Raw genomic sequence first — 9,991 nt, 5'->3', positions numbered from 1 at the left:
GAAAGAGGGGTGTAAGCTTGCTCTTTCCTTTTCTATTTGGGAAAGGAAGACCAAAATGTATAGTAAGATGAGAGACTTTTTGAATTGTCAGGGGATCAAGTACCTAGCCCCTGCTAAAGCTGGTGAGGATGCAGAGCGAATGGTAGAGTATCGCGAGTTAGGGCAAGAAGCTCGGCAGGAATTCACCCACTTGGTCAGCGATTTTCAGAAGCTCTTTCCGCATTTAAAACAAGATCGGACCAGTCAGTGGATGAATCAAGCTCAAATTCTTCGCCCTCATTTTTGGGCTTATCTCCAAGGAGAGGGAGAGATAGCGGATCCGATGTTTGCCTTGCGACTTTATGGAGATGCGAAGGACTTTGGTGTGTCCCTGGAAGTAAGTTTTATCGAACGCAAGAAGGATGAGGAGAGTCTACAAAAGCAGAACCGCGTTTTAACTCTTCCGGTTTTTTCGCCAGTCTATTACTTCGCCCAAATAGAAGGTGTCAGTCAACGATTCCAAGGGACAGAAGCCAATCGCCAGAGACTTCTCAAAGGTGTGGAAACTGGCCAGGTCCGAAAGGTCTTGGTAAAAGTCGATGTCAATCTATCGCAAGCGACGAGTCGAGATGCCATTCTTGAGGAATTAAAAAAAGGAATGGCTAGCTTGCTTCCCTACTATGAAGCGACTCGTCAAAGGATAGAAGGAGATGCCCAATAAAAGCGGTATCATTGAACCTGCCCCAACAAATTTTTCATAGCTATTGACAAACAGACGTGAATCAGATAGAATAGTAAAGTATGTTTAGTAACTGATCACATTATAGCCGGCTAAACGAATACAAAATCTATGAGGAGGTATTCATCGTGAAACGTACTTATCAACCAAGTAAACTTCGTCGTGCGCGCAAACATGGTTTCCGTCACCGTATGGCAACTAAAAACGGTCGTCGCGTATTGGCAGCTCGTCGTCGTAAAGGACGCAAAGTTTTGGCTGCGTAATTCAGATAAAAAACTAAAAACCAGTAGAAACTCGAGACTACTGGTTTTTGTTTTGCCAAAAGTGTATTCAGCTAGGCTTTCTGTTATAATAGAGTGAGAAAAAATCGAAGAAAAGGATCCATATGCAAATTTTTGATACCCATACTCACCTCAACGTTGAAGAGTTTGCAGGGAGAGAAAAAGAGGAATTAGAACTAGCTAAAGAGCTGGGAGTCTTTGCCCACAATGTTGTTGGCTTTGACAAACCAACCATCGAACGAGCAATAGCCTTGGCCGACCAGTACCCGGAAGTTTATCTCACACTTGGTTGGCATCCTACCGAGGCAGGAGACTATAGTCCTAAGGTAGAGGCTTACCTACTGGAACAGTTGAAACATCCTAAAGTCGTCGCCTTAGGAGAAATCGGTCTGGACTATCACTGGATGACAGCACCAAAAGACGTTCAAGAAAAGGTTTTTCGTCGTCAGATCCAACTGTCCAAGGACTTGGACTTGCCTTTTGTAGTGCATACGCGTGATGCTCTTGAAGATACCTATGCCATTATCAAGAGTGAAGGAGTGGGTCCGCGCGGTGGGATCATGCATTCTTTCTCAGGAAGCTTAGAGGAAGCTAAGCGCTTTATGGATCTGGGAATGATGATTTCCTTCTCAGGTGTAGTGACGTTTAAGAAGGCGACAGATGTCCAAGAAGCCGCAGCTGGCCTTCCGCTCGATAAGATCTTGGTTGAGACAGATGCCCCTTATCTGGCACCAGTTCCTAAGCGGGGCCGGGAAAATAAAACAGCCTACACCCGCTATGTAGTGGATCATATTGCAACACTACGTGGTTTGACGACAGAGGAAGTAGCTCAAGCCACCTATGACAATGCGAGAAAGGTATTTGGACTTGACTGAGAAAAGAAAAATACCAGAAGTGATTGTTGTTGAAGGCAAGGATGATACGGCCAATCTGAAACGCTATTATGAGGTGGATACCTATGAGACACGTGGATCCGCCATTAATCAAGATGACCTAGAACGAATTGCTACCTTGCAGGAGTTGCGTGGAGTCATAGTTTTTACGGATCCGGATTACAATGGGGAGCGCATTCGTAAGATCATCATGCAAGAAATTCCGCAGGCCAAGCATGCCTTTTTAAATCGTGGCGAAGCAGTACCCAAATCAAAAACCAAGGGCCGTTCCTTGGGAGTCGAGCATGCCAGCTTTGAAGACTTAGAAAAAGCCTTAGCGGGACTGGTGGCCTCCTATGAAGATGAGCATTTCTTTGATATTACCAAATCAGATCTGATGCGACTCGGCCTGCTGATGGGCAGTGACAGTCGCAAACGGCGGGAATATCTAGGAGAAGCCTTGCGCATCGGCTACTGCAATGGCAAACAACTGCTCAAACGCTTGGAGTTGTTTGGGGTAACATTAGCGGAAGTTGAAGAAACGATGGCTAGTTATTAAAAAAGAGATAGAGGTAGAAGATGGGATTGTTCGACCTGTTTACAGATAAGAAAAAAGTGATCGGCTTTTCGTTAGAGAATGTTCAAGTGGAGCACCAAAAGAACCCGCGACATTTTTTGATTCCTAGTCAAGAAGAAATCGACCAATTGAAGTTTGGAGATCAGGTTCGCCTTATCTTTGTGCTGGATACCGTTTTGGAGAATGGGTGTCGAGCAGAGCGTATGTGGGTTGAACTGACTGAGATTCGTGATGGAAAATTTAAAGGACGTTTAACCAATCAACCGGCTTATATTACCTCCATCCAGCTTGGAGATGAGCTGGAATTTGCCCAGGAACATATCGCAAGCCTGATGGTTCCTCCGCTGAATCTTGATACGCAAAAAGGGGCCATGATTACCAAGGATTGCTTCCTACGACGTGAGATTAATTGGGCGATTTACGATGTACCTCATCATCCACAAGATAGTGGTTGGCAATTCTTTACAGGCTTTGAGTCTCAGGAAGATTTGGACGATCCATCTAAGATCACCATTATCAGTCTTGAAGAGGCCTTGGAAATAGAGCCCTTGTTGGAAACCGTCTTAGATAAGAACGGGGAAGCTTATGTCTACCAAGCGGAGCAGAATGCCTTTGTGGAAGACTGTTAGGCTAGCTTGTAGAGAAACACAAGAGAGATAGAGTGATTATTTCTTACACTAAATGGATTAGAAAAGAGAAAAAATGAGAATTGCAGATTATAGCGTGACAAAGGCAGTGCTAGAGCGTCACGGTTTTACCTTTAAAAAATCCTTCGGTCAAAACTTCTTGACCGATACCAACATCCTTCAAAAGATTGTGGATACTGCTGAGATTGATAAGCAGGTCAATGTCATCGAAATCGGTCCTGGAATTGGAGCTCTCACTGAGTTTTTGGCAGAAAATGCCGCAGAAGTGATGGCCTTTGAGATTGATGACCGCTTGGTTCCTATCTTAGCGGATACCTTGCGGGATTTTGACAATGTCACGGTTGTCAACCAAGACATCCTCAAGGTAGACCTCAACCAGTACATCGCAGAGTTCAAAAATCCAGAGCTTCCGATCAAGGTGGTCGCCAACCTTCCTTACTACATCACGACTCCCATCCTCATGCACTTGATCGAGTCTAAAATTCCTTTCCAAGAATTTGTGGTCATGATGCAAAAAGAGGTGGCAGATCGCATTTCAGCCGAACCTAATACCAAGGCTTACGGGTCTTTGTCCATTGCAGTCCAATACTATATGACCGCTAAGGTAGCCTTTATCGTGCCTCGCACCGTCTTTGTGCCAGCGCCAAACGTCGATTCTGCCATCCTCAAGATGGTGCGTCGCTCAGAACCAGCAGTAACCGTTAAGGATGAAGATTTCTTCTTCTCTGTCAGCAAGGCTAGCTTTGTCCACCGTCGCAAAACGCTTTGGAACAACTTGACCAGTCGCTTTGGCAAGACCGAAGAAATCAAAGCCAAACTGGAAGCTGGGATCCAAGCAGCCGGTTTGCAACCATCTGTACGAGGAGAAGCCCTTAGCTTAGAAGATTTCGCCCGCTTGGCTGACGGACTTCTAGAAGCTGGGATCAAATAATAGAAAAGACATGAGATATGAAGCTCATGTCTTTTTGAATGATGGAAGGAAAGGACGGGATTTGAACCCGCGCGTGAAGAAAATCCACTTGCCGGATTTCGAGTCCGGTGCCGTACCGAGCTGGGCCACCTTTCCAAGATGCGGAGAAAGGGATTTGAACCCTCACGCCCGAAGGGGCACATGCGCCTGAAGCATGCGTGTCTGCCGTTCCACCATCTCCGCATAGTTCTATTATACTCTTTTTAAAAGAAATGCCAAGAAAAAATAGCATGTTTCTTTTTATCGAACCTATTGAGGAAAAAGAAAAGGCTGGATTTTCCCAGCCTCTTTCTTTTTTTATTTATTCATAACTCAGTTGAGGGTAGAGTTCTTCTTGTTCTGCAGAGGTATCTTTGAGAAGGAAAATGGCCCATAAGAGAGCAAGGAGAAAGACGACTAAGCCAGGGATCCCGCCTTCAGGTCCAAACTCACCACCTGTGATAAAGGTCCGGTTTGAAGTTGTGAAGTACATCAGTGAGGATTCACTATCAAAGCCACTGACATGGAAGCCGTAGACATTTCCCATGATGAAGTTCCAAGCGAAGTGGAAGCCACAAGGTCCCCAGATATTTCCTCTCTTCAAGGCATAGACTGCTGTGAAGAGACCGAAAACGAAGAGGTGAACTGTTGAAAGCCAGGAAGCTCCGTTGTTGTTCAAGTGGAAGTAGGAAAACATGGTAGAAGAAATGAGGATGGCTAAGTAAGCATTCTTATGGTAAGAAATAATCGGAATCAACCAACCACGGATATAAATTTCTTCGGCTGCCGTTTGAAAAATATAGCCAATCAGAACCAAGATCCAAGATACGAGGAAAGGAAGACTAAATTGAATACGATCGAAACGGACATCACCAGTGATGAAGAAGACGATTAAGACCGTAGTAATCATAATGGCACCGACCAAGACCCCCTTAGCGAATTCGGAGAGACCATTTCCTTTGGAAAAGCCCATGGTTCGAACCGGTCGTTTTTCAATGAGTTTCACCCAGAGGAAGAAGGCGATGATGGTGTAGAGGAAGGACAAAAGATCCAGAATATTCCACCAGTCGGGAATCCAACTTTGTTTGTTCAAAAAGAAGTTTGTGGAAGCAGTACTGATCGGAGACATGTACTGGGTGATGTAGTAGAGAATAAAGGGAGCTAAAAACCAAGGGGTTAAAAACTTCCCTTTCTTTACATTAGAAACGAGAGGGTTACTTTTGGAAAGAAATGAAAAACTCATAAAGGACCTCCTTATAACTGGCAGGGATTAGTAAGAAAGTCGGAAATTAGGTACCAAAAAAGGTTTCTTTCATTACTAATCAGGTAGCTTCGTCAAGAAATATATCAGTCTCCGTCACTTCCTTTCTATAAAATAGTTTGGACTTCCCACGATAGGCATATATATTATGTCCTTCTCCTCTATTATAAACCTATCTGAAAACGTTTACAACCCCTTGCCTGCATCTTACTCAAAAAAATGAAATAACTTCCTCTTTTTCATCTCCAAGTCAGCGAGCGCTATCGTATATTTTTTGATATAATGGTAGTATTAACTTTAAAGGAGTGCTAGTTGCAAGGAACGATTGTTAAAGCCTTGGCCGGTTTTTATTATGTGGAGTGCGAGGGAGAAATTTACCAAACACGCGCCCGAGGAAATTTCCGGAAAAAGGGACAAACTCCCTATGTTGGAGATAAGGTAGAATTTTCAGCTGAAGAAAATTCGGAAGGCTATATTTTAAAAATATTCCCAAGAAAGAATAGCTTAGTCCGTCCACCCATTGTGAATATAGATCAGGCTGTTGTCATCATGTCTGCCAAAGAGCCAGATTTTAATGTTAATTTATTGGACCGCTTTTTAGTCCTCTTGGAACAAAAAGTGATTCATCCGATTGTCTATATTTCAAAAATGGACTTACTAGAAGATCCAGCTCAGATGCTTCCTTTCCAGGAAGTCTATCGCAAAATGGGCTATGACTTTGTCACGGATAAGGAAGAGCTCTTGCCTCTCTTGAAGGATCAGGTGACGGTCTTTATGGGCCAAACAGGAGTGGGGAAATCCACCCTCTTGAATACCTTGGCTCCGGAGTTGGAACTAGAGACAGGAGAAATCTCCGACAGTCTTGGACGCGGCCGCCATACGACGCGAGCTGTCAGTTTTTATGATCTCAATGGGGGCAAAATTGCGGATACCCCTGGCTTCTCCTCTCTAGATTATGAAGTCGATAATGCGGAAGATCTCAATCATGCTTTTCCAGATATCGCCAAGGTGAGCCAGGATTGCAAATTCCGTACTTGTACCCACACACATGAACCATCCTGTGCCGTCAAGCCTGCTGTCGAGGAAGGGATCATAGCTTCCTTCCGCTATGAGAATTACTTACAGTTCTTGAGTGAGATCGAAAATAGGCGAGAAACCTACAAAAAAGTATCGAAAAAATTACCCAAATAAGGAGACCTGAAGAATATGAAAACAAACAAATTAGCCCCTTCTATCTTGAGTGCAGATTATGCAAATTTTGAAAGTGAATTGAAGAAATTGGAAGCATCTGGTGCGGAGTACGCTCACATCGATGTGATGGACGGCCACTTTGTGCCTAATATCAGCTTTGGTGCTGGTGTAGTTGCTAGTATGCGTCCTCACAGCAAGCTAGTGTTTGACTGCCACTTGATGGTTACCAATCCTGAGCAACATATCGAAGAGTTTGCGCGTGCCGGAGCAGATATCATTAGCATTCACGTCGAAGCGACGCCACACATCCATGGCGCCCTTCAAAAAATTCGTTTGGCAGGGGTGAAACCAAGTGTGGTCATCAATCCAGGAACCCCTGTTGAAAGTATCCAACACATCTTGAACTTGGTAGACCAAGTACTTGTCATGACTGTCAACCCAGGATTTGGTGGGCAAGCCTTCCTGCCAGAAACCATGGATAAGATTCGTCAATTGGTTCAATTGCGTGAAGAAAAAGGCTTGGATTTCGATATTGAAGTCGATGGGGGAATTGATGATAAGACGATTCACGCTGCGAAAGAAGCAGGGGCAAATGTCTTTGTAGCAGGTTCTTATGTGTTTAATGGAGATGTGAATGAACGAGTTCAAACCCTTCGAGCAGCCATCCAAGACTAAGGTTGCGATTGTAGCTGGAGTCCGAGTGGAGACCATTCCGCTAGACTTGGATGTTTATGTTGGGGTGGATGCAGGCTGTCTTTTCCTATTAGAGCAAGGATTGGAACTTTCTTTAGCAGTTGGAGATTTTGACTCTGTCGAGCCAGAAGAATTCCAGAGTATTCAATCTGCGGCTCACGAATTACGGACTTCGGTAGCAGAAAAAAATGATACGGATCTGGAATTGGCGATTAAGGAAGTGTTAGAACGTTGGCCTCAAGCGGAAATTCGGATTTTTGGAGCTTTTGGTGGTCGCCTGGATCACCACTTGGCCAGCGTTTTTTTGCCCAGCGATCCAGAGATTGCACCCTTTATGTCGCAACTTTACTTAATGGACAAACAAAATTATCTCTGCTATCGTCCAGCAGGCCACCATACCATTCTGCCTATAGCAGGCTATACCTATGTAGCTTTTATGCCAGTTGAGGGAGCTTCCATCCAGATTGAAGGAGCCAAGTATCCCTTAAATCAGACCAATTATTTTAAAAAGGCTATTTATGGTTCCAACGAGTTTATCAATCAGCCGATTACCTTAACCATTGATCGAGGCTACGCCCTTATCGTTTATAGCAAGGATGGGAAATAAGATGGAAATAATCCTTTTTGTATTAGGAGTGGGAAATCTTGTCTTGCTCTTCTTGCTCTACCAGCAACGGACAGCTGATAACAAACAGGTCCGTGACTTACTGGAGGACCAAGAAGATCATCTTTCGGATCAGCTGGATTACCGATTTGAGAGAGAGCGACAAGCTCAGCAAATCACTGGCCAGCAGATAGAGATGGCGATTAGTGACCGTCTTATGGAATTACGGACAGAAATGCATCAGCAAACGACTGCTTTACGAGCAGAACTTGCTGAGAATTTCACTAAAAACCGAGACAAAACGGACGAGCGGATGCAACAGATTCAAGCTTCCAATGATTTGCGGTTGGAGCAGATGCGTCAAACGGTCGAAGAAAAGTTGGAAAAAACCTTGCATAGTCGTCTCCAAACCTCCTTTGAGACAGTCTCCAAACAATTGGAGTCGGTCAATAAAGGTCTTGGGGAAATGCAGACGGTTGCTAGAGATGTGGGAAGTCTCAATAAGGTTCTTTCTAACACGAAAACCCGTGGGATTATGGGAGAACTCCAACTCGGCCAGATTATCGAAGATATCCTAACTCCCGCCCAATACGAGAGAGAGTTTGTAACAGTTCCCAACTCCAGCGAACGCGTCGAGTATGCCATCAAGATGCCTGGTCAGGTCAGAGGGGAATATGTCTATCTGCCAATCGACTCTAAATTTCCTCTGGACGGTTATTACCGACTGGAAGAAGCCTATGAAAGTGGGGAGAAAGAGGAGATTGAACGGTGTCGCAAACTCCTATTGGCTAGTATCAAACAATTTGCCAAGGACATTCATCAAAAATACCTCTATCCGCCTGCTACTACTAATTTTGGGATTCTCTTTTTACCGACGGAAGGGCTCTATTCAGAAGTGGTCCGCGACCCAGCCTTCTTTGATCGTCTCCGAAGAGAGGAGCAGATCGTCGTCGCGGGGCCAAGTACGCTTTCAGCCTTGTTGAATTCCCTATCGGTTGGATTTAAGACCTTGAATATTCAACGAAGTGCGGATGATATTAGCAAGGTCCTTGCATCCGTCAAGACGGAGTTCCAAAAATTTGGAGGCGTTTTAGAAAAGACCCAACGGCAGTTGAAGCATGCCTCTGGCAACATTGATGACCTCTTAAACCGAAGAACAAATGCTATCGAGCGCACACTCCGAAACATTGAAACGTCAGAGAATCTAGATATAGCAAGCCTATTGAATTTAGAAGATGGAGAAGATGATGGTCAAAATTAATCAAATGAAAAAAGACGAATTGTTTGAAGGTTTCTACCTCATTAAGTCAGCAGATGTTCGTCAGACACGTGCTGGAAAGAATTATCTTGCTTTTGTCTTCCAAGATGAGACAGGCACAATCGAAGGAAAATTGTGGGATGCTCAGCCGCACAATGTAGAGCAATTTCAGGCTGGGCGTGTGGTTCATATGAGTGGCCGTCGGGAGGTCTACAACAATACGCCTCAGGTCAATCAGTTAACCTTGCGCTTACCTCAAAGTGGGGAGCCATCAAATCCAGCAGACTTTAAGGAAAAACCTCCGGTAAATCCAGTCGATTTGAAAGATTACCTATCGGGAATGATTTTCAAAATAGAAAATCCAGTTTGGCAACGTGTGGTGCGGGCGCTATACAGCAAGTACAACAAAGAGTTCTACTCATATCCTGCAGCCAAAACCAACCACCATGCTTTTGAGACTGGCTTAGCCTATCATACAGCCACCATGGTTCGTTTGGCTGAGAGCATCTCTCAGGTTTATCCTCAATTAAACCAGAGTCTCCTCTATGCCGGCATCATGCTCCATGATCTTGCCAAGGTACTGGAGCTATCAGGGCCTGAAAATACAGAGTATACAGTTCGAGGGAACCTCATCGGGCACATCGCTCTCATCGATGAAGAAATTACCAAGGTCTTACAAGAGTTAAAGATTGACGATCAAAAAGAAGATGTGATCGTGTTGCGCCATGTGATTTTGAGTCACCATGGTCTACTAGAATATGGTAGCCCGGTTCGTCCAAAAATCATGGAAGCCGAGATCATCCATATGATTGATAACCTGGATGCAGAAATGATGATGATGACTTCTGCCTTAGCTTTAGTAGGCCCTGGTGAAATGACCAATAAGATTTTTGCCTTGGAAAACCGCTCCTTCTATAAGCCAAATTTAAAAGATTCCTAA

General features: G+C 44.4%; 12 protein-coding genes and 2 tRNA genes. 11 read left to right on the top strand and 3 right to left on the bottom strand.

The features are described 5' to 3' along the window. The first annotated feature begins 55 nt into the window (after nucleotides 1-55). From ACLOR3_RS02140 to rsmA, 6 genes are all read left to right on the top strand, one after another. Nucleotides 56-700 carry a hypothetical protein gene (locus tag ACLOR3_RS02140; protein WP_048715697.1) on the top strand — a complete coding sequence of 215 codons (645 nt, stop codon included), beginning with the start codon at nucleotides 56-58 and terminating at the stop codon, nucleotides 698-700. A gap of 146 nt (nucleotides 701-846) precedes the next feature. Continuing rightward, nucleotides 847-981 carry a 50S ribosomal protein L34 gene (gene rpmH / locus ACLOR3_RS02135; RefSeq protein WP_003003086.1) on the top strand — a complete coding sequence of 45 codons (135 nt, stop codon included), beginning with the start codon at nucleotides 847-849 and terminating at the stop codon, nucleotides 979-981. 122 nt (nucleotides 982-1,103) lie between these two features. Beyond that, nucleotides 1,104-1,874 (top strand): TatD family hydrolase, encoded by a 771-nt coding sequence (locus ACLOR3_RS02130; protein WP_314369006.1) that lies wholly within the window; start codon nucleotides 1,104-1,106, stop codon nucleotides 1,872-1,874. Then, a complete protein-coding gene (gene rnmV / locus ACLOR3_RS02125; RefSeq protein ID WP_411400224.1) occupies nucleotides 1,846-2,430 on the top strand; it encodes a ribonuclease M5 in 585 nt (194 codons plus the stop codon). Before ACLOR3_RS02130 ends, rnmV begins: the two co-directional genes overlap by 29 nt. A gap of 20 nt (nucleotides 2,431-2,450) precedes the next feature. Beyond that, complete coding sequence (locus ACLOR3_RS02120) at nucleotides 2,451-3,077, top strand: immunity protein Imm33 domain-containing protein (RefSeq protein ID WP_411400105.1); 627 nt, start codon at nucleotides 2,451-2,453, stop codon at nucleotides 3,075-3,077. 73 nt (nucleotides 3,078-3,150) lie between these two features. Then, nucleotides 3,151-4,026, top strand: coding sequence for a 16S rRNA (adenine(1518)-N(6)/adenine(1519)-N(6))-dimethyltransferase RsmA (gene rsmA, locus ACLOR3_RS02115; RefSeq protein WP_411400104.1), 876 nt, complete (start codon nucleotides 3,151-3,153; stop codon nucleotides 4,024-4,026). Between the two features lie 46 nt (nucleotides 4,027-4,072). Here the strand turns inward: rsmA and ACLOR3_RS02110 are convergent. From ACLOR3_RS02110 to ACLOR3_RS02100, 3 genes are all read right to left on the bottom strand, one after another. Next, nucleotides 4,073-4,161 (bottom strand) — tRNA-Ser (locus tag ACLOR3_RS02110). A gap of 4 nt (nucleotides 4,162-4,165) precedes the next feature. Further along, nucleotides 4,166-4,248 (bottom strand) — tRNA-Leu (locus ACLOR3_RS02105). Between the two features lie 118 nt (nucleotides 4,249-4,366). Next, complete coding sequence (locus ACLOR3_RS02100; RefSeq protein WP_154857216.1) at nucleotides 4,367-5,287, bottom strand: CPBP family intramembrane glutamic endopeptidase; 921 nt, start codon at nucleotides 5,285-5,287, stop codon at nucleotides 4,367-4,369. A gap of 330 nt (nucleotides 5,288-5,617) precedes the next feature. Between ACLOR3_RS02100 and rsgA the strand changes: the two genes are divergently transcribed. Genes rsgA through ACLOR3_RS02075 form a run of 5 tightly spaced genes read left to right on the top strand, consistent with a single transcriptional unit; the run spans nucleotide 5,618 to nucleotide 9,991 of the window. Further along, on the top strand, nucleotides 5,618-6,496 hold the full coding sequence (rsgA, locus tag ACLOR3_RS02095; protein WP_125334989.1) for a ribosome small subunit-dependent GTPase A: 879 nt from the start codon (nucleotides 5,618-5,620) through the stop codon (nucleotides 6,494-6,496). A 15-nt stretch (nucleotides 6,497-6,511) separates the two neighbouring features. Further along, nucleotides 6,512-7,171: a ribulose-phosphate 3-epimerase gene (rpe, locus tag ACLOR3_RS02090; RefSeq protein WP_023024510.1), complete on the top strand. Its 660-nt coding sequence runs from the start codon at nucleotides 6,512-6,514 to the stop codon at nucleotides 7,169-7,171. After that, a complete protein-coding gene (locus tag ACLOR3_RS02085) occupies nucleotides 7,131-7,796 on the top strand; it encodes a thiamine diphosphokinase (RefSeq protein WP_411400103.1) in 666 nt (221 codons plus the stop codon). Before rpe ends, ACLOR3_RS02085 begins: the two co-directional genes overlap by 41 nt. Nucleotide 7,797: 1 nt before the next feature. After that, a complete protein-coding gene (locus ACLOR3_RS02080; protein ID WP_129269929.1) occupies nucleotides 7,798-9,054 on the top strand; it encodes a DNA recombination protein RmuC in 1,257 nt (418 codons plus the stop codon). Beyond that, entirely contained in the window at nucleotides 9,041-9,991 is a 951-nt protein-coding gene (locus tag ACLOR3_RS02075) for a 3'-5' exoribonuclease YhaM family protein (protein ID WP_411400102.1), read from the top strand. Before ACLOR3_RS02080 ends, ACLOR3_RS02075 begins: the two co-directional genes overlap by 14 nt.

Origin of the sequence: Streptococcus intestinihominis (genome assembly GCF_046824975.1) — a bacterium.
Taxonomy (GTDB): Bacteria; Bacillota; Bacilli; order Lactobacillales; family Streptococcaceae; genus Streptococcus.
This window is presented reverse-complemented; position numbering and strand designations above follow the sequence as displayed.

Bases quoted from the DNA above. Each gene is read 5' to 3' on its own strand.
- ACLOR3_RS02140 (WP_048715697.1), top strand. From the start codon at position 56: ATGTATAGTAAGATGAGAGACTTTTTGAATTGTCAGGGGATCAAGTAC.
- ACLOR3_RS02130 (WP_314369006.1), top strand. From the start codon at position 1,104: ATGCAAATTTTTGATACCCATACTCACCTCAACGTTGAAGAGTTTGCA.
- rnmV (WP_411400224.1), top strand. From the start codon at position 1,846: ATGCGAGAAAGGTATTTGGACTTGACTGAGAAAAGAAAAATACCAGAA.
- ACLOR3_RS02120 (WP_411400105.1), top strand. From the start codon at position 2,451: ATGGGATTGTTCGACCTGTTTACAGATAAGAAAAAAGTGATCGGCTTT.
- rsmA (WP_411400104.1), top strand. From the start codon at position 3,151: ATGAGAATTGCAGATTATAGCGTGACAAAGGCAGTGCTAGAGCGTCAC.
- ACLOR3_RS02100 (WP_154857216.1), bottom strand. From the start codon at position 5,287: ATGAGTTTTTCATTTCTTTCCAAAAGTAACCCTCTCGTTTCTAATGTA.
- rpe (WP_023024510.1), top strand. From the start codon at position 6,512: ATGAAAACAAACAAATTAGCCCCTTCTATCTTGAGTGCAGATTATGCA.
- ACLOR3_RS02085 (WP_411400103.1), top strand. From the start codon at position 7,131: ATGAACGAGTTCAAACCCTTCGAGCAGCCATCCAAGACTAAGGTTGCG.
- ACLOR3_RS02080 (WP_129269929.1), top strand. From the start codon at position 7,798: ATGGAAATAATCCTTTTTGTATTAGGAGTGGGAAATCTTGTCTTGCTC.
- ACLOR3_RS02075 (WP_411400102.1), top strand. From the start codon at position 9,041: ATGGTCAAAATTAATCAAATGAAAAAAGACGAATTGTTTGAAGGTTTC.